The sequence below is a fragment of the Vaginella massiliensis genome (genome assembly GCF_900089075.1).
Taxonomy (GTDB): domain Bacteria; phylum Bacteroidota; class Bacteroidia; order Flavobacteriales; family Weeksellaceae; genus Weeksella; species Weeksella massiliensis_A.
Window position 1 is genome coordinate 940,275 of the sequence record NZ_LT593746.1, and the last position, 25,955, is coordinate 966,229.

A 25,955-nucleotide genomic window follows, 5' to 3' on the forward strand; every position below is an offset into this window, starting at 1 on the left:
ATAAAAGATTATGAGAAAGACAAACATTAGCATTGATATTGAATTGGATGAGAATCACATTCCAGAAAAGTTGAATTGGAGCGCGCCCGACGGAGGAATCTCTAACGAGGAAACCAAAGCCGTTTTGCTTTCGGTTTGGGACGATAAGGCAAAAGAAGCCTTGCGTATCGATTTGTGGTCCAAAGACATGACACAAGATGATATGAAGCGATTTTTTCATCAAATTTTCATCTCGATGGCGAGTTCTTACGAACGGGCTACAAGTGACCAAGAGGTGTCAAATGCCATCGTCGAATTTGCTGAAAATTTTGCTCATTTATCAAAAATTAAAGGCTAATTGCGATTGTATACCCGATAATCATTAGAACTTTTAAGGGATTTGACTGTGAGTCTTACCTCTTTTTGTTGCCTAAAAAAAATGGATAAAACCGTATATTTGTAGCATGTCATTAATTTTACATCTCGAGACATCGACCAAGAATTGTTCGGTTTCTGTTGCCGAAAATGGCGAACTGTTAGCACTGACAGAAGAATATGAAGATGGTTATGCCCACGGCGAAAAATTGCATCAGTTTGTACAATGGGCAATGGAAGGAGCCAACAAAAACCTGCAAGAACTCGATGCGGTTTGCGTTTCCAAAGGACCAGGTTCTTATACTGGTTTGCGAATTGGCGTTTCGGCAGCCAAAGGCTTTGCCTACGCTTTGGGAATCCCGATGACGGCGATCAATTCTTTAGAAGTAATTGCAGCCAAACATGCTCATTCGAACTACGATTACATCATTCCCATGATCGACGCTCGAAGAATGGAAGTGTATACTGCCGTGTTCGACAATCAACTGAATTGGATTTCAGACACAACGGCAAAAGTGATCGATGAAAATTCGTATGCAGATTATGCTGGTAAAAAGCTACTATTTGTAGGAGATGGAGCGATGAAGACGCAAGAATTTTTAGCTCATTTAGACGCAGATTTTTTGGCACAATTTCCTTCGGCGGAAGAGATGTGTAAATTGGCTCACGAACGATTTGTAGCCAAAGATTTTGTAGATGTGGCTTATTTCGAGCCTTTCTACCTCAAAGATTTTGTTGCAGGCAAAAAGAAAACAGAAAAATAAATAAGATGAAACAGGTTGTTTTGATAATGGCGTCTTTTTATGGATTGACGTCGGTAATATTAGGAGCTTTTGGAGCACACGCCTTCAAGAAATTATTAGCTGCCGATAAACTTACAAGTTTCGAAGTAGGAGTAAAATACCAAATGTATCATGCTTTGGCATTGTTGGCTGTGGGCTTATACATGCAGTTCAACTCTGGAATAGAAAAAGCTATTGGTTGGAGTTGGATCATCGGAACATTTCTTTTTTCTGTGAGCATCTATTTCCTGTCGTTTACTGACTATTGGGGCGTAAACCTAAAATGGTTAGGCCCAATTACGCCACTGGGTGGTTTGTTTATGATCGTTGGATGGGCTGCTTTGATGTGGTATTTCATCAAACTGAAATATTAATAAAAAAACGTACTCATCACGCTCTGAAGCGGCACAAGGTTCTACCCTCGACGAGTTTGCCGAAGTGTATTTTGTGCCGTTTTACTTTAGATCATAACAAAACAAGCTTTCCATTTTTACAGCTTATTTGTGGGGGCACTTTCAGCATGCAATCCGAAATAATTCCGTTCAGCTGATTGAATTTTGCCATGGCTTGGTTGTAGATTTTTATTTCGTGCAGCAATTGTTTTTCATCGCTGTCTTTATGGTAGGCAATATATTCTGTGGGACCGCCACAGGCTTTTGACCCAATCCCGATAATTTTCCAATCGCTGCTATGGTGACATACGGTGTCCATCTTTGCGAGTTTCAATAGCTTAGCTCTTTGTTTTTGCAGACTTTCTCGCGTGGGCTGTGTTTCGATGTTCGAAGATAAAATTGCTTTAGAGCTTTGGCAATTCCAGGTAATTCCCATCAAAATCAAAATTCCAATTGTATAGATTTTTTCTTTTAGCATGGCGTAAAAAAAATAGTTTTAGTTTTATTCGATAAAGATACTTATTTTTGTGCGAAAATCGAAAGGGGTGCTATTTTTTATAATGGCTGAGATTATACCCATAGAACCTGGGCAGATAATGCTGCCAAGGGATGGATTCTTCACACGTACAACTGCGCGCGTAATTTTAAATAGTTCAACGTGTCCCTTTCATATTATAATTTAATTTTTTATTATGAAAAGGTCGATTATTTTAGTGTCTTTATTAGCACACGCTTTGCTTCAGGCTCAAGAACAAGACAGCATTGAAGCGGATTCTATTCAACTCGAAACGGTGAGTATCATCGAAAAACTACCAATTTCGGTCGAAAAAATTTCTAAATCAAAACTCAACGAACGTAATCTCGGGCAAGACATTCCGTCGTTATTGGGAAATGCGACATCGGTTTTGCATTCGTCTGATACGGGTAATGGAATCGGGTATTCTACCATTCGCGTAAGAGGTCTTGGCGAGTCTTCGATCAACGTTACACTCAATGGTGTGCAGCTGAATAATAGCGAATCGCAAGGCGTTTTTTGGGTCAATTTGCCAGATTTGGCTTCGTCTACTAGTGCCATTTACATTCAACGAGGTGTAGGAACCTCGACTAATGGTATGGCGACTTTTGGTGCGAGTGTCAACATCGAAACACAAAATCCATCCCCAACTGCTTACGGAGATTTGGCTTTGTCGTATGGGAGCTTCAATACTCAAAAATATACCCTACAAGGCGGAACTGGTAAAATTCTCGACAATCGTTTGCAACTAGATCTTCGTTTGTCGCATTTGGCTTCAGACGGATACATCGATCGCGCTTGGAGTGATCTTTGGTCTTATGATGTGAATGCGTTATACGAGCTGAACTCCAAAACATCTTTCCGTTTCCAGAATATGTTTGGTAAAGAAAAAACCTACCAAGCATGGTATGGGATAGACCGTGAAACTTATGAAAAGGATAGAAGATACAACCCTGCGGGAGCAATTTATCACGAGGATGGTCGAATTACGTTCTACGATAACCAGACCGATAATTATCAGCAAAATCATTACTTTTTGATTTGGAATCAGAAGTATAACAACGATTGGAAATCTCGTTTTACGCTTCATTATACCAAAGGAAAAGGATATTATGAAGATTACCGTCAAAATGATCGCTTGTCGAAATATAAATTGGAACATTTGGGAAGCCGAGCAGATTTAATTCGGCAGAAACACCTCGATAATGATTTTTATGGTGTGAATATCGATGTGGAGAATCAGCGATTAGGTCTATTTAAATTTTTTGCAGGATTATCTGTAAATCAGTACGTTGGAGATCATTTTGGAAGAGTTAAGTGGATTCAGAATATAGACTGGAACGATCTTAAATATAATTACTATTTGAATAGAGCAACCAAAAATCAGCTTTCGTCTTATGTGAAATTGATGTATACGGTTGATCAATGGGAGTTTTTTGGAGATGTACAATATCGAATGGTAGACTACAAGACGAAATATTTACCAAATGGCGAAAACGACAGTGATGATTTCAGACCTTTCGAAGCGCAACATCATTTTGTAAATCCTAAAGTCGGAATCAATTTCAATATCGACCCTTACCAACAATTGTATGCGTTTTATGGGATTTCGCAACGCGAACCTAAGCGAGTAGATTACGAAGGAATTACCGATGAAAAAGACAATCCGAAGGTAGAAAAATTGAACAACGTAGAATTGGGATACAAGCGCATAGGCGATTGGAATTTCACAGCAAATGCTTTCTACATGGGATACAAAAATCAGTTGGTTGCCACTGGACAATTGAACGATGTGGGAACAGCATTGAGAAAAAATATTGGTGAAAGTTACCGTACAGGTGTCGAACTCGATTTGCAAGTGCCAATCATCCATCAACGATTGAACGCTTTCGGAAATGTAACGTGGAGCAAAAACATCAATCAAAATTATCGATTCGAAAACGAGCAAGGCGAGTTGGTAACTAAAGATACCCAAACGGCATATTCGCCCGAATGGATCAGTGCTGTTGGCTTGTCGGTAATGCCGTTCAAAAACTTCAATATCGTGTTGAACAACAAATTTGTGTCTGAACAATACCTATCGAACGAGGAGCCAGCAGACGGGCTATTGGATTCGTATTGGGTAACCGATGCCATGTTGAAGTATAGCGTATCAACAAAATGGCTCAAAAATCTAGAATTTACATTGCTCTTGCAGAATCTTTTCGACAAAGAATATGTGTCATACGGTTCGTACTACGGAGAACCTTATTATTTTCCGCAAGCTGGATTCAATTTTATTGGTGGGATGAATTTTAGATTCTAATCAGAAAATTGAAAAATAATGAAAAAATGCCGCTCCTTTGAGTGGCATTTTTTTAGAAATTTTTTTCAATCATTTATAACTATGAATACAAAAAATGAAAGTCGATTTAATGCATTTAAAAAGCGACTACCTTATTTGGAGTCGCTTTTTTACTTATTATTCTATAAAATAGATTATTTCACAAAATCTTCCACTTGCTTCAATGCTGCATCCAATCCGTTTGCATCTTTTCCGCCCGCAGTCGCCAAGAATGGTTGTCCGCCACCGCCACCGTTGATGTGTTTGGCGATTTCTTTCACGATATTGCCGGCGTGCAAACCTCTTTCTGTCGCCAAATTTTTGGCAATAGCAATGGTAAGAGATGGTTTTACCGCGTCATTAGTTCCGACCACGATGAATGCGTTTTGGATTTCGTTGCTCAGATCAATTGCGTTTTGTTTCGCAGTGTTGGTGTCTAAATTTGTTTTGATTGCTAAGAAATTTATACCGTTGATTTCTCTGATCGCTGCTTTCCAAGTTGCTTTTTCTGCGGCTGCTTGTTGCGCCAAGAATTTTTCGACTTGTTTCTTCAATGCTGCATTTTCGTCTAGTAGCGATTGAACCGCTTTTACTGCGTCGTTTTTGGTTTTCAAGGCAACTAAAACTTCGTGGTAATTTTGTTCAGCTTTTTTCAACACATCAATTGCTTTGTTAGCAGTAATGGCTTCTATACGACGAATTCCAGCGGCAGTCGAAGATTCGGATAAAATCTTGAACAAACGGATATCGGCCGTATTTTTTACATGTGTACCACCACATAATTCAACAGACGAACCGAAGCGGATCACCCGAACTTTGTCACCATATTTCTCTCCAAACAACGCCATAGCACCTTCGGCCAAAGCCTCGTCCATGTTGCAGTCTCTTTTTTCGATCAATGGTAGTGCTTCCACAATTTTTTCGTTTACCTTTTGTTCAACAGTTGCAATTTCTTCTTCGGTCATTTTAGCAAAATGTGAGAAGTCGAAACGCAGGTAATCATCGCCTACATACGAACCTTTTTGTTCAACATGTGGACCCAAAACTTCGCGTAAAGCCTCGTGCAACAAGTGCGTTGCCGAGTGGTTTTTGGTTGTCGCGTTGCGTTTGGCAACATCTACTTTGGCTTGAAAACTACCTTCGATGTTTTCTGGTAAAGTTTCAACGAAGTGAATGATGAGGTTGTTTTCTTTTTTGGTATCAACAACTTCGATTGTTTCGTTTGGCGAAATCATCACACCTCGATCACCGATTTGTCCTCCAGACTCGGCATAGAAAGGCGTTTGATCGAAAACCAGTTGGTAGAATTCACCTTTTTTATTTTTTACTTTACGGTAACGCGTCACTTTTACTTCGGCCTCGGTATTATCGTAAGCAATTGATTTTTCGTTTCCAGAATCGTCCAAAATTACCCAATCGTCGGTCACCAATTCGGTAGCTTTTTTTGAGCGTTCTTTTTGTTTAGCCATTTCGGTTTCGAAACCAGCTTCGTCAATGGTAAATCCGTGGTCTTCTACCACAATGCGCGACAAATCGGCTGGGAAACCGTAGGTGTCGTATAGTTCGAAAACAACATCGCCCGGAACCACTTTAGAATCGCCCAATTGTTCGATGATTTGGTTCAGTCGGTTCAATCCTTGTTCGATTGTTCTCAAGAAAGAAGCCTCTTCTTCACGAATTACTCCCGTTACAATTGCTTCTTGTTTTATCAATTCTGGAAAGAAATCACCCATTTCAGCTTTCAAGATTGGATACAATTGATAGATAAACGGTTCGTCTAGTCCCAAAAAGCGGTATCCGTAAGAAATTGCTCGACGCAAAATGCGACGAATGACATAGCCTGCGCCAGTGTTCGACGGTAGTTGCCCATCTGCAATAGCAAAAGCTACAGCACGCAAGTGGTCTACCACAACACGAATGGCGATATCTGTTTTTTCTGATGCACCGTATTTTACACCAGAAATTTCTTCTAATTTATGGATGATCGGTTGGAAAACATCGGTATCGTAGTTCGATGTTTTGCCTTGTAATACCATTGCCAAACGTTCGAATCCCATACCCGTATCGATATGTTTTGCGGGTAATTGTACCAATGTGCCGTCGGCTTTGCGTTGGTATTGCATAAATACCAGATTCCAAATCTCGACCACTTGCGGATGGTCCATATTGACCAATGTTTTGCCATCAATTTTGGTGCGTTCTTCGGCAGGGCGAATGTCTACATGAATCTCAGAACATGGACCGCAAGGTCCGATATCACCCATTTCCCAGAAATTGTCTTTTTTGTTTCCGAATAAGATATGATCTTCATCTACATGTTCTTTCCATAAATCTAAAGCCTCTTGATCCAACTCGGTTCCGTCTTCTCTGTCGCCTTCGAAAACCGTTACATAGAGCTGATCTTTGGGAATTCCATAAACAACGGTGAGCAATTCCCATGCCCAAGCAATGGCTTCTTTCTTGAAGTAATCGCCAAAAGACCAGTTGCCCAGCATTTCGAACATCGTATGGTGGTAAGTGTCTTTCCCTACATCGTCTAAATCGTTATGTTTTCCAGAGACACGCAAACATTTTTGAGTATCGGCTATGCGTTTACTCTTGGGAGTTCCATTGCCCAAAAAGAATTCTTTGAACTGCGCCATACCCGAATTGTTGAACATCAGCGTTGGATCATCTTTAAGTACAATGGGTGCAGAATCAACAATCAAATGCGCTCTCTGTTGAAAAAAATCTAGGAATTCTTTTCTTATCTGTTTGGACTTCATTATAGTTTATAATATTTTTATCGTTTGATTAACATATTCGCAAACACAATATTCTTTACTTTGCAAACGTTTACAAAGATAGAGAAAACTAAGAAATTAGATAAAACGAAATGGAAAATAAACAGATAGATTTAGAACCGACAAATCAAACCTATACTCAGAAAAAGTCCATCTTCAAACAACCCAAATACAAAGCTTTAGTCTATGGTTTGGCTTTTATTCTTACAGCAGTCTTATCGGGTAGTTTTACGTCTTATATTTATACCAAAAATATTTCTTTGCCCTCTGAACAACAAATGTTGACTGAGCTGAATCAAAACAAAAAAGATTTCAAAAAATTAGAAAAAGAATACAAAAATTTAGTTTCTAAAATGGCTGAAGCTCAACACGCTTTAGAAGCTTTGGTAGAGAAAGACGAAGAAATTTACCGCTCGGTTTATGGTTTAGAATCTTTGCCAAGCGAAGTGCGATTGGCAGGATTTGGAGGTAGTGATCGATATAGTGATTTACGAAAATTACCAAACGGAAAATTTGTCGCAGAAGTGGCTCAGAATATGGATGTTTTACTGAAAAAATTAGAATTCCAAGCCAAGTCGATGGCCGATATCAAAGCAGTAGCCGATGGGAAGGAAAAAGAGTATGCGAGCATTCCTGCGATACAGCCAATTGCAGACAAATCGATGTCGCGCGTAGCCTCTGGTTTTGGCGTTCGTTTTCATCCGATTCTGAAAATTCATAAAATGCACAACGGATTGGATTTTGCCGCGCCCGTTGGTACTCCAATTTATGCGACAGCAGACGGCGTAGTCAGCATGGCAGGATCTGGAAATGGCTATGGGAATATGGTAAAATTGAACCATGGCAACGGCTACGAAACTTTGTATGCACACATGAGTAAAATAAAAGTTCGCAACGGACAACGAATAAAACGCGGCGATGTGATTGGGAATGTCGGCAATACAGGAATGTCTACCGGTGCGCATCTGCATTACGAGATTCATCATCACGGAAAAGTAATCAATCCGATTGACTTTTTTTACAAAGATTTGAGTCCAGACGAGTTTGTAAAAATGTACGAAGAAACTCAAAAAACTGTCGTATCTTTGGACTAATGCATATCGAATTACCAGATAAATTATACTATTCTATTGGCGAAGTTTCACGAGCCTTTCAGGTGAATCCTTCGCTTATTCGCTTTTGGGAAAAAGAATTTGATGTGATTCAACCCAAAAAAAACAAGAAGGGAAACCGTTTTTTCACTCCAAAAGATATCAAGAATCTGAAGCTGATTTATCATTTGGTTAAAGAAAGAGGCTACACGCTAGAAGGAGCCAAAATCGCCTTGAAAGAACAAGAAGGAATTGTTGAAGAAATAGAAATCATTGCACGCTTAGAAAACATTCGAGCCGAATTGCTGAAGATAAAATCGAGTTTAGACGATACAGAAGATGAGTAGTAACTCATCTTTTTTTATGCAAAAAAAATCGTAAATTTAGACTTCCAAAAAACAAAAAAACTCCATGTACTTAATCTTTGATACAGAGACAACTGGTCTTCCAAAAGACTACAACGCACCCATTACAGACACCGACAATTGGCCGCGATGCATACAAATCGCTTGGCAATTGCACGACGAAATGGGACGATTGATCGATCATCAAGATTATTTGATAAAACCAGACGGTTTCGACATCCCGTATGATTCGGAGCGGATTCATGGAATCTCAACAGCTTTGGCAACCGAAAAAGGAATTGCACTGCAAGAAGTGCTCGAAAAATTCAATCACGCTTTGACTCAAACCAAATTTGTAGTTGGGCAAAACGTAGGATTCGATTTGAAGATTATGGGAGCAGAATTCTATCGGAATAAGGTTGAAAATCAGTTACATGAAATGCCTGTTTTGGATACCTGTACAGAGGTTACTGCCGAATTGCTGAAGTTGCCAGGCGGACGTGGAGGTCGATACAAATTGCCAACCCTTACCGAGTTACACGAATATTTATTTGGTGTGCCGTTTTCCGAAGCACACAATGCAACAGCCGATGTAGAGGCGACGACGCGTTGTTTTTTCGAGCTTGTTCGCCAAGGTGTTTTCACCCGAGAAGAATTGCAGGTAGAAGAAGATTATTTTGATCGATTCGAACAAGAAAATCCAACGCAGATCAGCTCGCTTGGGCTGAATCATGTCAACCTGAAGCAAGCCTCGCAAGCCATTGCAGAGCAACAAGCGAAAGATTCGCCCGCTACCGATGTACCCGAAATTTCTCAAGAAGTTGTTATTCAGTTTCAACAAGCAAAATTTGCTCATTTGCACAACCATTCGCAATTTTCTGTATTACAATCAACCATATCTGTAAAAAATTTAGTGGCAGCTGCTGCTAAAAACAAAATGCCTGCTGTGGCGCTTACCGATCATGGAAATATGATGGGCGCATTCTTGTTCAATGCAGAGGTGCAGAATTACAATAAAGTAGTTAAAGCAAAAAATGAAAGCTTGGTCGCAGAAGGCAAAACACCAACCGAAGTTCCGATCAAGCCCATTATTGGAGCCGAATTTTTTGTGTGTGAAGATCATTTAGACAAAACCAAAAAAGACAACGGTTATCAAATCGTTTTTTTGGCAAAGAACAAAAACGGTTACCACAATCTCGCCAAAATGGCTTCTATCGCCTATACCGAAGGCTTTTATTATGTACCACGAATCGATAGGCAATTGGTCGAAAAATATAAAGATGACCTCATCGTTTTGTCGGGAAATCTGCAAGGCGAAGTGCCAAACAAGATTCTCAACCTCGGAGAAAAACAAGCAGAAGAAGCCTTGCTTTGGTGGAAAGAAATGTTTGCCGATGATTTTTATATCGAACTGATGCGGCATCAACAAGAAGATGAAAACAGAGTCAACCAAACGCTAATAGAATTTTCTCGAAAACATCAGATTAAAACCATTGCAACCAATAATACCTACTATGTAGACCAAGAAGATTCCAACGCACACGATATTTTGTTATGCGTGCGCGACGCCGAAAAACAATCGACACCCATCGGGCGAGGTCGAGGTTATCGTTTTGGTTTGCCAAATCAAGAATATTATTTCAAGTCGGAAGATCAGATGAAAGACTTGTTCAAAGATCTTCCAGATGCCATCATCAATATACAAGAAATCATAGACAAGGTAGAAGAGTATACTTTGTATCGAGATGTACTGTTGCCAAAATTCGATATTCCGACAGAATTTATCAATCACGAAGACGATTTAGACGGCGGAAAAAGGGGCGAAAACGCCTATTTGAGATACCTCACTTACGAAGGTGCAAAAAAACGGTATGATGAATTGACAGACGAAATTCGAGAACGCCTCGATTTTGAATTGGCAACGATCGAGAAGACAGGTTATCCAGGTTATTTTTTGATTGTGCAAGACTTTATTGCAGAAGCCAGAAGACGCGGTGTTTCAGTTGGTCCAGGTCGAGGTTCAGCGGCGGGTTCTGCCGTTGCCTATTGTTTAGGAATTACCAATTTAGACCCTATTCAGTACGATTTGCTTTTCGAGCGCTTTCTGAATCCAGACCGAGTTTCCATGCCCGATATCGACATCGATTTTGATGATGAAGGCCGTTCTTTGGTCATGGATTATGTAATCGATAAATATGGAGCCAATCAGGTAGCGCAAATCATTACATACGGAACGATGGCTGCAAAGTCTTCGATAAAAGATACAGCTCGTGTACTCGATTTGCCGTTGTACGAAGCCAATCGTATTGCAGGTCTTATTCCGAATATGAAACTTTCTAAAATCTTCTCTTTGGATGACCAAGCCTTGAAAGGAGCGCTCCGAACAGAAGAATTAGAAGCGGTTCAAGAACTGAAACGCTTAGCCAGTGGTTCGGATCTTGCCTCACAGACCATTCGCCAAGCTCAAGTGCTAGAAGGCTCGGTTCGTAATACTGGAATTCACGCTTGTGGGGTAATCATCACACCAGACGATATTACGAATTTTGTACCCGTCACCACAGCAAAAGATTCGGATTTGTATGTGACACAATTCGACAACTCTGTTGCAGAAAGTGCAGGTTTACTGAAAATGGACTTCTTAGGGTTGAAGACGTTGACTTTGATTAAAGACACCGTGAAATTGGTGAAAATGCGTCATGGTATTGATTTAGACCCAGACAACTTCCCGATAGATGATGTCAAAACCTACGAACTCTTCCAAAGGGGCGAAACCATCGGCGTCTTCCAATACGAATCTCCTGGCATGCAAAAATACATGCGCGAACTGAAACCAACGGTATTTGCCGACCTCATTGCCATGAATGCGCTGTATAGACCAGGACCATTGGAATATATCCCGTCTTTTATCCGTAGAAAAAATGGAGAGGAAGAAATTACCTACGATCTCGAGGCAATGGAAGAATATTTGGCAGAAACTTACGGTATCACGGTCTACCAAGAACAGGTGATGTTGTTGTCGCAAAAACTAGCAGATTTCTCTAAAGGCGATGCCGATGTATTGCGAAAAGCAATGGGTAAAAAACAAAAAGATGTTTTGGACAAGATGAAACCAAAATTTGTTGATCAAGCAGCAGCAAAAGGTCATGATCCCAAAATTTTAGAGAAAATCTGGACCGATTGGGAAGCCTTTGCATCCTACGCCTTCAACAAATCGCACTCGACTTGTTATGCTTGGGTAGCCTATCAGACGGCCTACCTCAAAGCTCATTATCCAGCAGAATACATGGCAGCAGTATTGTCGAATAATATGAACGATATCAAGCAAGTGACTTTCTTTATGGAAGAATGCAAACGCATGGGCTTGAAAGTGTTGGGTCCAGATGTAAACGAATCGATTGTGAAATTCAATGTGAACGAAGATAATGCCATACGATTTGGTATGGGAGCGATAAAAGGTGTAGGAACAGCTGCCGTAAATTCCATCATATCAGAACGAGCAGAAAACGGCGCATTCCAATCCATTTTCGATTTTGTAAAGCGAGTTGATCTTCGAACAGTGAATAAAAAAACAATAGAAAATCTGATTCTTGCTGGCGGTTTCGATCAGTTCCCTTTTCATAGAGGACGCTATTTTTATATAGAAGACGGAACCAGCAGTTTGGAGAAAATTATAAAATACGGAGCAAATTATCAGGCTCAAAAAGGCAGTGCGCAGACCTCTTTGTTTGGCGATGCACTAGGCGAAGTAGAAGATGTTGTTCCTCATCTGCCAGATTGCGAAAAATGGAACATGGTACAGCAATTGGCAAAAGAAAAAGAAGTGGTCGGGATGTATATTTCGTCGCATCCGTTAGATGATTTCAAAAACGAGTTGGCTTTGGTGACCAATATGAGCCTTCAAAAATTGAAGGGGAACGAAGAAAACTTGTTGGATCGAGAGCTTTCGATTGGTGGAATTATGAGCAATGTACAACACCGAATTGCCAAAAGCGGAAACGAATACGGTAGTTTTACCTTTAGCGATTATACCGATCAATACGAATTTACCTTGTTTGGCGAAGACTACCTCAAATTCAAACATTTCTTGAGCGAAAACCGATTTCTCAACATTCGGTTGAGTTTCTCACAACGCATCTACAAAGACAAAGAAGGAAACATAAACAGCAGCCGAATGTTTACCAAAATCATCAAAATGCAACTGTTGAGTGAGATTTTAACCCAAAACACCGACAGCCTTACACTCACCGTGAAATTAGACGATCTTTCTGAAGAATTGATCGAACGTCTGATGGAGCTGATTATGAAGTATCAAGGAGACAAGAAACTGAACTTCTATATCATTGATAAAGCGTTGAAACAAAAACTCGAATTGCCATCAGCCAAGTTCAAAGTCAATATCTGTCGAGAGTTGATTCATGAGATAGACGAATATCAGCATCTGCATTATCATTTGAATTGATGATGATCGAATAAGTTTAAATAATAAGAAGAAAACCATAATTCAATAATAATTTACTACATTTGTTATCATAACAGCTAATAAAACAAAAACAAGATTATGGCATTAGAAGTAACAGATACAAGTTTTGAAAGCGAAATCATCAACTCGGGTAAACCAGCTATGGTAGATTTTTGGGCAGTTTGGTGCGGTCCATGTCGTATGGTAGGACCAGTAGTCGAAGAAATTGCAGGCGAATACACTGGAAAAGCAGTGGTGGCAAAAGTAGATGTCGACACCAACCAAGAAGTTGCAGCCAAATACGGTATCCGCAACATCCCGACGATTCTCTATTTCAAAAACGGTGAAGTAGTAGACAAAGTAGTGGGAGTAGCACCGAAAGAACAATTGGTGGCAAAACTAGAAGCATTGCTGTAAAAATATAAATCAATAAATATTTGATTTCTAAAATACTAGACAAACTCAGTTGAAAAACTGAGTTTTTTTTATGAATTTTATTAGGAAGTAACAAAAAACCGTGTATATTTGCAATCCGAAACTGATACACTGATCCGGTAGTTCAGTTGGTTAGAATACTTGCCTGTCACGCAAGTGGTCGCGGGTTCGAGTCCCGTCCGGATCGCCAAGTTTTTTTTTCGAACAAAAATATTTATAAAAATACTGATCCGGTAGTTCAGCTGGTTAGAATACTTGCCTGTCACGCAAGTGGTCGCGGGTTCGAGTCCCGTCCGGATCGCCAAGTTTTTTTTCGAACAAAAATATTTATAAGAATACTGATCCGGTAGTTCAGTTGGTTAGAATACTTGCCTGTCACGCAAGTGGTCGCGGGTTCGAGTCCCGTCCGGATCGCCATTATAATCTCAATGCGATACAAAATGCTGTGAAATTTAGATTTTACAGCATTTTTTTTCTAACATCATCAAAGAATTTCAAAAAAATTATATTCAGATCGTGACTATTTGATTTTCTTAGCCTTAACAGCAAAGCGCATAGATTTTATTAATAATCAACTTTTTGGCGAAAAATAAAAAACCGAGAATAGTATTTTTTAGATTTATAATTACCCGAAAAGCATTTGATAGGTAAAGAATTTTTAAAATAAAAGTTTGATAGTTTAGTTATTGTTTATCAAATTTCGCTGTCAATTCAGAACTTAGCCTGAATTTACAAAATAATTCAAGATGAAAACGCTTTATATCGCCAATGCTCTTGTGCTCAATCCTCGAGGCGAATTGCTGGTCGTTCGTAAAAAAGGATCAAAATATTTTCAACTGGTAGGCGGGAAAATCGAGGCAAACGAAAAACCATTCGAAACATTACAACGCGAATTTCTCGAAGAAATTAATCTCGATATCACCCAGCACCAGGTCCTCTTTTTGGGGCAACACCATACCTTGGCGGTAAACGAAAAAAACACCCGAGTGCATGCGCATATCTATCAAGTAGAATTGTCGCAAGACACAAGCATCGCGACACAAGCAGAAATCGAAGAGCTGCTTTGGTTGAATCGAACCAATTACAAGAACTACCCGTTGGCTCATTTATTGTCAGAATTTGCCCTGCCCAGATGGTTAGAAAAATTTAATCGATAAAAATTTATTGCGACACATCTTGTCGTTAAAAGAAGCTATATTTGCAAAGTAAATCAGAATTAATTTCGGTCGAATGTCGTTCAAATCAAGATATATTCTTTATTTTTACAAGAAGACCCAAAACAAAATAATTATGCTGAAAGTTGGAGATAAAGTGCCTGATTTTAAAGGTGTTGATCAAGATGGAAAAACGGTGTCTCTACAAGACTATAAAGGTAAAAGGTTGGTGGTGTTTTTCTATCCGAAAGCGAGCACGCCAGGCTGTACTGCCGAAGCTTGCGATTTACGCGACAACGAATCTGCCCTAAAAGCCAAAGGCTACGAATTGCTAGGCGTGAGTGCAGACTCGGTTACAAGACAAAAAAAATTTGCCGAAAAATATCAATTACCCTTCCCGTTGCTGGCCGATGAATCGCACGAAATAATTAATATTTTTGGCGTTTGGGGTCCCAAAAAATTTATGGGGAAAACCTATGATGGCATTCACCGCACAACCTTTATCTTAGATGAAGAAGGTGTGGTCGAAGAGGTAATCGAAAAGGTGAAAACCAAAGAACATGCAAATCAAATTTTAAAACAATAAAAAAATAATTAGAAATGAGTGATCTAGATAATAAAAAGAAAGCCTTACAATTGGTTTTAGACAAAATGGATAAAACCTACGGAAAAGGCGCAGTGATGCGAATGGGCGATAGTGCCGTAGACGATAAAATAGAAGTGATTCCGTCTGGGTCTTTAGGATTGGATTTGGCATTAGGTATTGGCGGCTACCCAAGAGGGCGAGTGATCGAAATTTACGGACCAGAATCGTCGGGTAAAACGACCTTGACCTTGCATGCGATAGCAGAGGCACAGAAGCAAGGAGGTATTGCTGCTTTTATTGATGCAGAGCATGCTTTCGATCGTTTCTATGCAGAAAAGTTGGGGGTAGATGTAGAAAACCTCATCGTCTCACAACCCGACAATGGTGAGCAAGCATTAGAAATTGCCGATAATTTGATACGCTCTGGTGCCATTGACATCATCGTTATCGACTCGGTTGCTGCACTTACGCCAAAGGCCGAAATCGAAGGAGAAATGGGCGATTCTCGTATGGGATTACAAGCGCGTTTGATGTCTCAAGCCTTGCGAAAGTTAACCTCTACAATCTCTAAAACCAAGTGTACAGCCATTTTCATCAATCAGCTACGTGAGAAAATTGGCGTAATGTTCGGAAATCCGGAAACCACAACAGGGGGAAACGCCTTGAAGTTCTATGCATCGGTTCGTTTAGACATCAGACGAGCAACGCAGATAAAAAATGGCGATGAGGTTATCGGAAATCACGCCAAAGTAAAAGTGGTGAAAAACAAAGTGGCTCCACCATTCCGTCAGGCTGAATTCGATATCATGTATGGAGAAGGAATCTCTAAAGTTGGTGAGATTCTAGATTTGGCTGTTGATAAAGGAATAGTGCAGAAATCGGGTTCTTGGTATTCTTACAACGAAAGCAAATTGGGACAAGGGCGAGACGCTGTAAAAGATGTTTTGAAAGATAACCCAGAGCTTGCAGAAGAAATAGAAGCGAAAATCGTTGAGATGATAAAAGGAGCAGAAGCTTAGTTGCAACTCGCTCAGAAAAAATAGTAAATTCCTGTTTTAGCTTTGCTAAAACAGGAATTTTTTATGGTAATTAATCGATTTTTAATTTCTGTCGATATCCAAACATGCTTCGGTCTTTGATCATTTCGGCAACAACTGGCGGGCATTCTTCTTCCCAACCCTCTTCGCCATTAGCGATCCGCTCCAGTAATCTGCGAGAATAGGTGTTGAGGTATTCTTCGTTATATTCTTCAATATCCTCTATTTTACCATTGTACAAGAAATATTTGTATAACTCGTGCAAATTCTTTTCGACCTTCAGGTTTTTAGAAGTAAGCAATTTATTTTCTTCTTTGTCGAGGTAAGGATAAAGGTAAATCTTCATGTGTTTTTTGAAGAGTTTACCAAAGGCTTCCATGATGCCACCAGGCAAATTTACGTAATAATTCTCTTTGAAAATTTCTAAGAGATTATTTACCCCCATTGCCAATCCTATTTTGGTTTGATTGCGAGTGAATTTAGAAAAATAATCGACGAGTTTGTAATATTCAGAGAAATCAGAGATGATTACATTGTAGCCCATACTCCCGATAATATCGGCCCTGTCGAGAAAATCTCGTTCGTCCAATTCGCCTTGTCCGCTCGCGGCAATCAAATTGCTCAGCGTAATTTCGAAAAGAATTTCGGTATTGCTTTCGGTTACTCCTTCGGCTTGCATAAATTTTCTCAATCCGCCTTCGAACATGTCTTTATTCACGTTCATAAATGGGCGGAAAGATCCTCGAACGGCATAAATATTTTTTTTGTAAAGCATGTCGGCTGGTAAGACATTTTTACCTTGCGGATTGAAAACTACGACATCGGCAAAACCGTTTTTTACCAATTGTAAACTCATCAATCGGTTGTCGACATACTTGAAGTGTGGCCCTCTGAAGTTGATCATATCAATTTCGATCTGATCTTTGTCGAGCGTATCGTAAAGTGATTGTATCAATGCTCTTGGATTCTCGTGCAAATAGTAAGCGCCATAAATCAAATTCACGCCCAAAACTCCCAAAGTCTCTTGTTGCAATTGGGCTGAGTTCTCTTTGAATTTTACATGAAAAACAATTTCGTCGGCTTCTTTGTCTTCAACATTCAGTTTGAAACGAAGTCCAACCCACCCATGACCTTCGTTTTTCTTGGCGTAATCAATCGTTGTTACGGTGTTGGCATAGGCAAAGAAACATTTTTCTTTGTGTTGCTCTTTGGTCAGACGCTTTTTCATCAACCTCATTTCATGATCCAGCATTTTTTTCAACCGCGTCTGGGTTACATAGCGGTTGTCATCTTCAACGCCGTAAATGGCATCAGAAAAATCTTTATCATAAGCACTCATGGCTTTTGCGAGCGTACCAGAAGCTGCACCAGCACGATAGAAAAACCGAACCGTTTCTTGTCCTGCACCGATCTCGGCAAAAGAACCATAGATTTTAGGGTTCAAATTGATGATCAGCGCCTTTTGTTTTGGCGTTAAAACTTGTTGAATCGACGTCATGAAAGTTGAAGCTTTTTTTAGAAGTTGTAAATTTATCAATTCGTAATGGGATTACAAATTAACATTAGAAAAATCGGTCTATTTTTAACAATAAAACGGTTTTTGATAGTAGATTTATACCGTAAATTAGCTATGCATGAAAGAGACAATTGTGGCTACGTTTTTAGGAACAGGCACTTCGCAGGGTGTTCCTGTTATTGGGAGTGATCATCCTGTGTGTTTGTCAACCGATGTGCGCGATATGCGTTTGCGCTCATCGTTTATGGTCGAAAAAAAATACACTCGTCTGGTGGTCGATTGTGGTCCAGATTTTAGGATGCAAATGCTTCGGGCAAAAGTAGATCGGTTGGATGGGATACTGTTTACCCACGAGCACAACGATCATGTGTTGGGCATAGACGATACGCGACCTTTGGTCTTCAAGTCGGGCAAAGAAATGCCTATTTATGCGTTAGATAGGGTGATTGAAGCCATCAAACAGCGATTTCCTTATGTTTTTACAGCAGACCGTTACCCGGGTGTTCCAAGAATTGAGGAGCATACGATAGACGAAAACCAGTCGTTGATGATAGGAGATTTGCAGATTCAACCCGTGAAAGTTTTTCATGGACAATTGCCGATACTCGGGTATATTTTCGATCAACGCTTGGCTTATCTTACCGATGTAAAATTTTTACCAGAAGAATCGAAACAACAACTGATGAATATCGAGGTCTTGGTAATAAGTGCGCTGAGGCAAGAACGAGCGCATCATGCTCATTTGTTGTTAGAAGATGCCATTGCGTTGTCTAGAGAATTGAAAGCAAAGCAAACCTATATCACGCACATTAGTTACGAAATGGGATTTTTTTCTGAGGTTAACTCGCAGTTACCCAAAGGAATAAGTTTGGCGTATGATAATTTGCAAATAAAAATGTAAAAAAATATTTGTAAAAAATAGAAACCGTATTATATTTGCAATCCCAAAAGGACGCTCGGATGGCGGAATTGGTAGACGCGCACGACTCAAACTCGTGTTCCTTTGGAGTGTGGGTTCGATTCCCACTCCGAGTACTTAAAGCCTCAACTCATTGAAGTTGAGGTTTTTTTATTTTGTACTTATTCTCCATTTATTTCAATAATGATAAATTTTAAAGACGAAGTTTGGGTTTTTACTAAAAAAAAATAAGGTCTTCATTGCCGAAGACCTTACCTAACCTAAACCTATTTAAAAAACCATATGAAAAAAAAATCTTTTTCCTCTTACGGATGTTGTTTTTTTTAAGAAAAAATATTCAGTAAGCAAATTTATTGCGAAAGATTTTTTTATTCCAAATATCACAGCGTTCTTGCAGGGATTAAATACAGTAACTAATTAATAAAAAACCGAAGAATTGGACTTAATATTGAATATTTTTGCAAGATGAAGATTCAAATTCCAAGCAAAACAAAGATTTTTCGATTTCTTGCGCTTTTCAATTTTTTGGTTTACCTATCGGGCAAAGCCTTCTATAATTATTGGATATTCGATATTTTGGCGCAATATTCTGTTTATACATTATTGTTGTGCGTGATGTTTGCCTTGTGTTATTCGTATCAAGTGCGGCATCGAACCCAGAAGTCGTTGGTGTATCCAATCATGATTATTTTTTCGCTTTATACTTTATACCAACATTTGAGTCCGTTTTATTTTGGTGCGAACGATAAAGCAGAAGAACCTAATTTCAAAATCGGGTCGATCAATATTTTTTCTCAAAATCATAAAGTAGAAGAGTTTAAAAATTATTTGGAAAAAGAGAATTTCGATGTGATTTTGATTCAAGAATTGACGCCAGCTTGGCAGAAAGCAATCGATTTTGTGCGAACTCATTATCCGTATCATCATGAAGAAGTGAGGGAAAATAATTTTGGAATTGGTTTGTACAGTAAAATTCCGTTGGATACAATTGAGGTGAAACATTATATAGACGATCAGCATCCATCGTTGTTGGCAACAGTGAGGGTCAATCAGAAAGCAGTTCAAATACTGGGTGTGCATCCTGTTCCGCCCATTCCAAATCAGCAGCGTTTTCTGAAAAGAAATCTACAATTCGAGCTGATGCGCAAAGAAATCGATCAACTCAACGCTGATTATGTGATATTTCTTGGCGATTTCAATTGCACGGTATTTTCGCCAAACTTCGAGGTGTTGAAAAGTGATCGTTTGAAAGACGCTCGAAGCGGTTACGGTTTACAAAATTCTTGGAATGCGTATATCCCTTTTTTCAGAACCAATATCGATCATATTTGGGTCTCGAAGAATATAAAAGTAACCAATTTTTACCGCGGTGACTTTATAGAATCTGACCATTTCCCGATCATTGCTGAACTGAAAATAGAATAAATTCTAGAACCGATTGGCAAGAAATTGGCTGCTTTTTCTTAGGTGAACATGTCGATTGGTAGCTAAATTTTATTCATTTAGCTTTTTGATATTGAGTGTAAATCCTCTGTGTCGGTTTACACCTCCTATATAAGAGGTAAGGATAGAGGCTCCCTGAAGATTACCACTACTATCTTTTGTTCTGAACATTTTCACCCTAACAGACGAACCAGAATCTAGTCGGACAATGGCCGTAGGAATGGTATAATTGTCTTCTAAGGGATTTGTTACTCTGAAAAAAGTTTTTCTACCGCCTGATACCGTAGTCCAAGTAGATTCCCCATTTCTTTTTATGTCGATACTAAAAGCTATATACCCGTATTTTTGGGTATCAGCTGGATTAAATAAAAGTCGAGCAGCTACAGAACTTGAAATCAAATAAACTCCATCTTCTGGGATGATTGCATTATTCGATGAGGTTGTAACTTTTAGCGTGTTTTTCTTTAGATCATCAGAATTTATTGGTAGAATATAAGGTGTACCGCTATTAAACGGACCTGGTTCTACAACATAATTTTTATCAGAAACTATAAAAGTAGCTACTTTAGTAAAGTCTGCCATACCTACCAAACCGTTTTCATCTATATAGATCGGTATAGCTTTAGGGTCGGGTATAGAATCTAGTACTCTTATTCTTACTCCGCCATTTACATCTAGACTTTCGCTTGGCAGCGTGGTGCCTATGCCAAGTTGGCCATCTGCAGTGATGACTACGTCGTTTTTTTGTTGGTCTGCAGTTGGTGAGTCTGTAGGTGGGTTGTCTATTTTACCGTCTACATGAAACAGTTGTTGCGGATTGTCGGTGTTGATCCCGACTTGTGCATATAGGCTACTTGCCACAAGAAGCACTATAAGAAGGATGATGTTTTTTCTATGCATTTTTTTATAAAAGTTTAAGTTGTATTCTATAATCCATTTATTAAAATTTTTTATTCTGTATGGATTACTTTGCTGTAAAATGTCTTGTTGTTATTAATATAGTAATCTCTACCCAGCCATCGAATAAAGAAGCTTCTACAGTATCTCATCTCTCTATAGCTTATAAATATCGAGTGTAAACGCTGGAAAACTATATAATGGACTTGAGATATGATTGATATTACTAGGTATAGTGCTTTTAGAGGTGGCTGTATTGGTGCAGTACAGCGATACTCTCACCAATGTGCCTGGCTCTAGGTCTACGATCGTGGTAGGGAAGATAGCAGTATAAAACAAATAGGTGAGATTTTTTCTCGGGTAAGCGGCTCTCCCTTCAGATATCGATGTCCAACTGGTTTCCCCCTCTTTTTTCACCTCAATATCATAGGTGATGTGTGCATATTCTTGGCCGTCATTTCCATTAAAAATCAATACGGGTAATATAGAGCCTCCTATAATGTAGGTTCCTTTTGCCGGGATTTTGGCTTCACCTTGTGTAGTAATTTCTACATGTAGGGTATTGGCATCAACAGTATAAGGATCATCATACATTTTAAATATGTAAGGATTATTTTCTTTATAAAGAAATTCATCTACAAAATATGGTTTAAGATCTTCATCAAAATTACCCTGTGAATAATATGAAAAAAACTGATGGATTTCTGCCTTGCCCAGCAAGCCATTTTCGTCTACATACAGGGGCGATACCGTTTCGCTGTCTAGCGTATTGGTGTTGCGTATTCTTGCTTTTCCGTCTATATCTAGGCTTTCGGTGGGTTCTGTGGTGCCTACACCTACACGACCGTCTTCTGTGATGACTACGTCGTTTTTTTGTTGGTCTACCGTTGGCGAGCCGGTAGTGGGGTTGTCTCTTTGGCCGTCTACATGAAATCTTTGCTGCGGGTTTTCGGTGTTGATCCCGACTTGGGCATAGAGGCTGCTTGCTACCAATAGAATTATAAGGAGAGTAAAGGTTTTAGTATGCATTTTTTTATTGAGTTTTAGGTGTTTTTTTATTTATAAAATTTTGAACTGGCATCCATCTTATAGTTTGATGATGCTGAGGGTGTACGAGGGCACATCACCCGAACCGTCGACAAAAAAGGTGCTAAAAGAACTAGTTCTAAAATTTACACGACCAAATGATGTTGGGATTTTACTGTTAAACATGGATATGGTGAAGGTGGTCCCTGCATGTAGATAGGCTATTTTGGTAGGAAAGGTGTAGGAATAAGACGCACCAGAATTCAGACTCTCTCTCGTGAAAGCTCTTCTCCCACCTATCGTGTAATAACCTTCATCATCTTGATGACCAGAACCAGACCCCGTATAACCAGAAACATTTATGAAAAAATCTATGTATCCAAGTCCATTGCCATCATTATTTAGGCTGCCCATAAAGGTTATAGAGCCAGAATACATATAATACCCATCTTCGTGTATTTGTATAGACGCAGGTTTTTTCACACCTTCTGGTGTTGTGCTTTCTGGTACATAGGTAACACCAAGTGTGTTGACCTTGACATCGTCTAGAGTTACCGGAAGATAATAATGGTTATTATGCTTATAGTCTTCAAAATTCCCTGGATTGTATTTTTTGTTGGATCCAAGGTAAGCTGCCTTAATGTTTCTAGAGCTTCTGCCCACCAGACCATTTTCGTCCACATACAGTGCCGATACTGCTGTGTTTGTCAGCGAGTCGGTATTGCGTATTCTTGCTCTACCGTCTACATCTAGACTTTCGGTTGGCGCTATGGTGCCTATGCCCAGGCGGCCTTCTTCGGTTATCACTACATCGTCTTTTTGTTGGTCTGCAGATGGTGAGCCGGTAGTGGGGTTGTCTTTTTTACCGTCTACATGAAAGGTTTGCTGTGGGTTATCGGTGTTGATCCCGACTTGTGCGTGCAGGCTGCTTGCTGCAAACAATATTATTAATAGAAGGAGGTTTTTTTTTTTCATTTTCTAAAAAAAAGTTTATTAGGTTGTTTCACAAGGTTTATATAATAAATAGATTTTTTTTGACGTGTAAAATCAATTGTACAAATATAAACAAATAATTAAAATCTGAAAATTATTTTTTGATATTTCCAAAATAGTCAAATTACAGATGTAGACAATTGTAGTCAAAAGCTATTGCATTCAAAAGCAGTTTTGGCAAGATAATAAACACAATTTCACCATTGTAGCATGTTTATAAAGGCTGTAAGTTATGTGTTATGCACAAAAAATATGCCGAAAAAGCCTTTTTTCTAACGGCAAGAAAACATAGAAAAAAGGCAATAATACTTCTATAATAGCAAAGACTAAGGAAAGAGCTTAGGGTCGCTGGCGATGAAAAAACAATATTTTTTCACTTTAATTTACTATTTTTGTAAGTCAACAAACAAAAAGGATAGAATGGAATCACAGAATATGGAAAAAATCTCCTTCGACACTTTCAAAAGTCAAATCTTGAACGACTACAAAAAAGCTTATATGTCACGAGAGGTAAGCTATTTGGGAAGAAGAGAAGTGTTGACAGGTAAGGCTAAATTTGGAATTTTTGGTGATGGTAAAGAATTGCCACAAATTGCAATGGCAAAAGTCTTCAAAAATGGAGATTTCCGATCGGGATATTATCGAGATCAAACATTTATGTTTGCAATAGAGCAAATGACCGTAAAGCAATTTTTTGCTCAGCTGTATGCCAACACCAATTTGGAGCAAGAGCCGATGTCGGGAGGTCGACAAATGACATCGCATTTTGCTACCCGCTCATTGAATGCAGACGGATCTTGGAAAAATCTCACCCAACAAAAAAATTCGAGTTCAGATATATCGCCAACAGCGGGTCAAATGCCACGCTTGCTTGGTTTGGCACAAGCTTCTTCTGTTTACCGAGCTTTAGAAAATGCAGATCCAGAACAAAAATTTTCGGTAAATGGAAACGAAATCGCTTTCGGTACAATAGGTGACGCCAGTACTTCTGAAGGGCATTTTTGGGAAACCATCAATGCGGGCGGTGTGTTGCAGGTGCCGATGATTGTGTCGATCTGGGACGATGGTTATGGTATTTCTGTACCGGCACAATACCAAAGAACCAAATCGAACTTGTCTGAATTGCTGCGTGGTTTTCAACGTACAGAAGATGAGCGTGGCTACGAAATATTTTCTGTAAAAGCTTGGGATTACCCAGCCTTGATCGACGCCTATACGCGTGCCGAAGCCTTGGCTCGCGAGCATCATATACCTTGTATTGTGCACGTGTCTGAGTGTACACAACCTCAAGGGCATTCGACTTCTGGCTCTCATGAGCGTTATAAAAACGAGACGCGCCTCAATTGGGAAAAAGAGCACGATGGAATAAAACGTTTCAGAGAGTGGATTTTAGATTTCAGAGATGATGAAAATCAATTGGCAACCGAAGAAGAGTTAGATGCTTTAGAAAAAGAAATTAAAGCGCAAGTGAAGACCGAGCAAAAACAGGCTTGGGAAGAATACCTCAATCCTATTCTTGCGCTGAAAGCGTCTGCATTAGAACTAATAGAAAATCTGAAAAAAGAATCGGCCAACGCATCTTTTATCGAATTGGAATACAACGTATTGAAGTCGAAACAAACGCCATTCAAACGTGATGTTTTTGCTGTGGTGCGAAAAGTTTTGCGTTTGGTGAGAGCAGAAAATTTGGCAGCCAAATCATCGCTCATCACTTGGTTACAAACGCATTTAGAAATAGAGCAAGAGGCTTATAATTCTAAATTATACAGCGATAGTGCATTGGCAAACGAACATGTGAAAAATATAGCGCCTACCTATTCAGATGAGGTAGGAGAAGAAGACGGACGCGTGGTGGTTCGTGATAATTTCGATAAAATTTTCGAGAAATATCCCAACGTTCTCGTATTTGGAGAAGATTCAGGAAATATTGGAGATGTAAATCAAGGGCTAGAAGGCCTACAAGAAAAGTACGGAAAAGTACGTGTAGCCGATACAGGAATTCGCGAGGCAACCATTTTGGGGCAAGGAATCGGAATGGCAATGCGTGGCTTGCGACCGATTGCCGAAATACAATATCTAGATTATGTATTGTATTGTTTGCAAGGAATTTCAGATGATTTAGCAACTGTTTTTTATCGTACCAAAGGCGGTCAAAAAGCTCCTTTGATCATACGAACGCGCGGGCATCGATTGGAAGGGATTTGGCACTCTGGATCACCTATGGGCGGTATTCTTTCTTTGGTAAGAGGGGTAAATGTTCTGGTGCCTCGTGATTTGACAAGGGCTGCTGGATTTTACAATGCGTTATTGCAGACAGACGAACCAGGAATTGTCGTAGAAAGTTTGAATGGATACCGACTGAAAGAGAAAATGCCGACCAATTTGGGCGAATTTACCACGCCAATCGGAGAGGTAGAAATCACCAAAGCAGGTAAAGATGTTACGATCTTGACGTATGGCTCTACTTGGCGAATTGTAACGGAGGCAACAAAAGAATTAGCTAGCCTTGGTATAGATGCCGAAGTAATCGATGTGCAATCCTTGATTCCGTTCGATTTGAAACACGATATTGCCCAATCGCTAAAAAAGACCAACCGATTGGTAATTGTAGACGAAGATGTGCCAGGAGGTGCATCGGCTTATATGCTGCAAAAAGTCTTGGAAGAGCAAGGAGCATACTTTAATCTAGACAGTGCACCACTCACAATCACTGCCAAAGAACATCGTCCGCCATACGGTACAGACGGTGATTATTTCTCCAAACCATCGGTAGACGAAATCGTTGAACGTGTTTATGATTTGATGCATGAAAGCAATCCAAATCAATTCCCGAAAATTTATTAATAAAAAGTTAAATTTTTATACAATAATCCTAAAGTGTCTGCGTTAAATTTTAGCCAGACACTT

General features: G+C 39.4%; 20 protein-coding genes and 4 tRNA genes. 18 read left to right on the forward strand and 6 right to left on the reverse strand.

The features are described from left to right. The first annotated feature begins 10 nt into the window (after window positions 1–10). From gldC to BN8061_RS05740, 3 genes are all read left to right on the forward strand, one after another. The gene (gene gldC / locus BN8061_RS05730; RefSeq protein ID WP_068597275.1) at window positions 11–337 is read left to right on the forward strand and encodes a gliding motility protein GldC; all 327 of its coding nucleotides are present in this window, start codon (window positions 11–13) and stop codon (window positions 335–337) included. A gap of 106 nt (window positions 338–443) precedes the next feature. Next, a complete protein-coding gene (gene tsaB, locus BN8061_RS05735; protein WP_068597277.1) occupies window positions 444–1,118 on the forward strand; it encodes a tRNA (adenosine(37)-N6)-threonylcarbamoyltransferase complex dimerization subunit type 1 TsaB in 675 nt (224 codons plus the stop codon). 5 nt (window positions 1,119–1,123) lie between these two features. Further along, the gene (locus BN8061_RS05740; RefSeq protein ID WP_068597279.1) at window positions 1,124–1,510 is read left to right on the forward strand and encodes a DUF423 domain-containing protein; all 387 of its coding nucleotides are present in this window, start codon (window positions 1,124–1,126) and stop codon (window positions 1,508–1,510) included. Between the two features lie 91 nt (window positions 1,511–1,601). Here the strand turns inward: BN8061_RS05740 and BN8061_RS05745 are convergent, their stop codons facing one another. Then, a complete protein-coding gene (locus tag BN8061_RS05745; RefSeq protein ID WP_068597281.1) occupies window positions 1,602–2,006 on the reverse strand; it encodes a hypothetical protein in 405 nt (134 codons plus the stop codon). Between the two features lie 214 nt (window positions 2,007–2,220). Between BN8061_RS05745 and BN8061_RS05750 the strand changes: the two genes are divergently transcribed. Continuing rightward, window positions 2,221–4,347: a TonB-dependent receptor gene (locus BN8061_RS05750; RefSeq protein WP_068597283.1), complete on the forward strand. Its 2,127-nt coding sequence runs from the start codon at window positions 2,221–2,223 to the stop codon at window positions 4,345–4,347. Window positions 4,348–4,520: 173 nt separating this feature from the next. On the opposite strand, the gene alaS is transcribed toward BN8061_RS05750, so the two are convergent. Continuing rightward, window positions 4,521–7,130, reverse strand: a complete 2,610-nt coding sequence (gene alaS / locus BN8061_RS05755; RefSeq protein WP_068597286.1) for an alanine--tRNA ligase — start codon at window positions 7,128–7,130, stop codon at window positions 4,521–4,523. Between the two features lie 110 nt (window positions 7,131–7,240). Here alaS and BN8061_RS05760 point away from each other — a divergent pair, with 110 nt between their 5' ends. The 10 genes from BN8061_RS05760 (at window position 7,241) to recA (ending at window position 16,236) form a co-directional block, all read left to right on the forward strand. Next, window positions 7,241–8,242, forward strand: a complete 1,002-nt coding sequence (locus BN8061_RS05760; RefSeq protein WP_068597288.1) for a M23 family metallopeptidase — start codon at window positions 7,241–7,243, stop codon at window positions 8,240–8,242. Beyond that, window positions 8,242–8,586, forward strand: coding sequence for a MerR family transcriptional regulator (locus BN8061_RS05765; RefSeq protein WP_068597290.1), 345 nt, complete (start codon window positions 8,242–8,244; stop codon window positions 8,584–8,586). The genes BN8061_RS05760 and BN8061_RS05765 overlap by 1 nt, the downstream gene beginning before the upstream one ends. A gap of 64 nt (window positions 8,587–8,650) precedes the next feature. Then, window positions 8,651–13,042 (forward strand): DNA polymerase III subunit alpha, encoded by a 4,392-nt coding sequence (gene dnaE, locus BN8061_RS05770; protein ID WP_068597291.1) that lies wholly within the window; start codon window positions 8,651–8,653, stop codon window positions 13,040–13,042. A 99-nt stretch (window positions 13,043–13,141) separates the two neighbouring features. Further along, window positions 13,142–13,459 carry a thioredoxin gene (gene trxA, locus BN8061_RS05775; protein WP_068597293.1) on the forward strand — a complete coding sequence of 106 codons (318 nt, stop codon included), beginning with the start codon at window positions 13,142–13,144 and terminating at the stop codon, window positions 13,457–13,459. Window positions 13,460–13,590: 131 nt separating this feature from the next. Then, window positions 13,591–13,667, forward strand: a tRNA-Asp gene (locus BN8061_RS05780). A gap of 37 nt (window positions 13,668–13,704) precedes the next feature. Then, window positions 13,705–13,781 (forward strand) — tRNA-Asp (locus BN8061_RS05785). Window positions 13,782–13,817: 36 nt separating this feature from the next. Next, window positions 13,818–13,894 (forward strand) — tRNA-Asp (locus BN8061_RS05790). 329 nt (window positions 13,895–14,223) lie between these two features. Continuing rightward, window positions 14,224–14,634: an NUDIX hydrolase gene (locus BN8061_RS05795; protein WP_068597295.1), complete on the forward strand. Its 411-nt coding sequence runs from the start codon at window positions 14,224–14,226 to the stop codon at window positions 14,632–14,634. Between the two features lie 127 nt (window positions 14,635–14,761). Continuing rightward, window positions 14,762–15,217 carry a thioredoxin-dependent thiol peroxidase gene (bcp, locus tag BN8061_RS05800; RefSeq protein ID WP_094745900.1) on the forward strand — a complete coding sequence of 152 codons (456 nt, stop codon included), beginning with the start codon at window positions 14,762–14,764 and terminating at the stop codon, window positions 15,215–15,217. Between the two features lie 14 nt (window positions 15,218–15,231). Further along, on the forward strand, window positions 15,232–16,236 hold the full coding sequence (gene recA / locus BN8061_RS05805) for a recombinase RecA (protein WP_068597297.1): 1,005 nt from the start codon (window positions 15,232–15,234) through the stop codon (window positions 16,234–16,236). Between the two features lie 70 nt (window positions 16,237–16,306). On the opposite strand, the gene BN8061_RS05810 is transcribed toward recA, so the two are convergent. Continuing rightward, on the reverse strand, window positions 16,307–17,752 hold the full coding sequence (locus BN8061_RS05810; protein WP_068597299.1) for a nicotinate-nucleotide adenylyltransferase: 1,446 nt from the start codon (window positions 17,750–17,752) through the stop codon (window positions 16,307–16,309). 136 nt (window positions 17,753–17,888) lie between these two features. Between BN8061_RS05810 and BN8061_RS05815 the strand changes: the two genes are divergently transcribed. From BN8061_RS05815 to BN8061_RS05825, 3 genes are all read left to right on the forward strand, one after another. After that, a complete protein-coding gene (locus BN8061_RS05815; protein ID WP_068597301.1) occupies window positions 17,889–18,671 on the forward strand; it encodes an MBL fold metallo-hydrolase in 783 nt (260 codons plus the stop codon). A gap of 53 nt (window positions 18,672–18,724) precedes the next feature. Beyond that, window positions 18,725–18,805, forward strand: a tRNA-Leu gene (locus BN8061_RS05820). A 349-nt stretch (window positions 18,806–19,154) separates the two neighbouring features. Beyond that, window positions 19,155–20,114: an endonuclease/exonuclease/phosphatase family protein gene (locus BN8061_RS05825; RefSeq protein WP_068597303.1), complete on the forward strand. Its 960-nt coding sequence runs from the start codon at window positions 19,155–19,157 to the stop codon at window positions 20,112–20,114. Window positions 20,115–20,183: 69 nt separating this feature from the next. On the opposite strand, the gene BN8061_RS05830 is transcribed toward BN8061_RS05825, so the two are convergent. From BN8061_RS05830 to BN8061_RS05840, 3 genes are all read right to left on the reverse strand, one after another. After that, window positions 20,184–21,032 carry a hypothetical protein gene (locus BN8061_RS05830; protein WP_068597305.1) on the reverse strand — a complete coding sequence of 283 codons (849 nt, stop codon included), beginning with the start codon at window positions 21,030–21,032 and terminating at the stop codon, window positions 20,184–20,186. Window positions 21,033–21,185: 153 nt separating this feature from the next. Then, window positions 21,186–22,058, reverse strand: coding sequence for a hypothetical protein (locus BN8061_RS05835; RefSeq protein WP_154662266.1), 873 nt, complete (start codon window positions 22,056–22,058; stop codon window positions 21,186–21,188). 57 nt (window positions 22,059–22,115) lie between these two features. Then, window positions 22,116–23,030: a hypothetical protein gene (locus BN8061_RS05840; protein WP_068597308.1), complete on the reverse strand. Its 915-nt coding sequence runs from the start codon at window positions 23,028–23,030 to the stop codon at window positions 22,116–22,118. 438 nt (window positions 23,031–23,468) lie between these two features. On the opposite strand from BN8061_RS05840, the gene BN8061_RS05845 reads away from it, so the two are divergent. Then, window positions 23,469–25,892: an alpha-ketoacid dehydrogenase subunit alpha/beta gene (locus tag BN8061_RS05845; protein ID WP_068597310.1), complete on the forward strand. Its 2,424-nt coding sequence runs from the start codon at window positions 23,469–23,471 to the stop codon at window positions 25,890–25,892. Window positions 25,893–25,955: the final 63 nt, after the last annotated feature.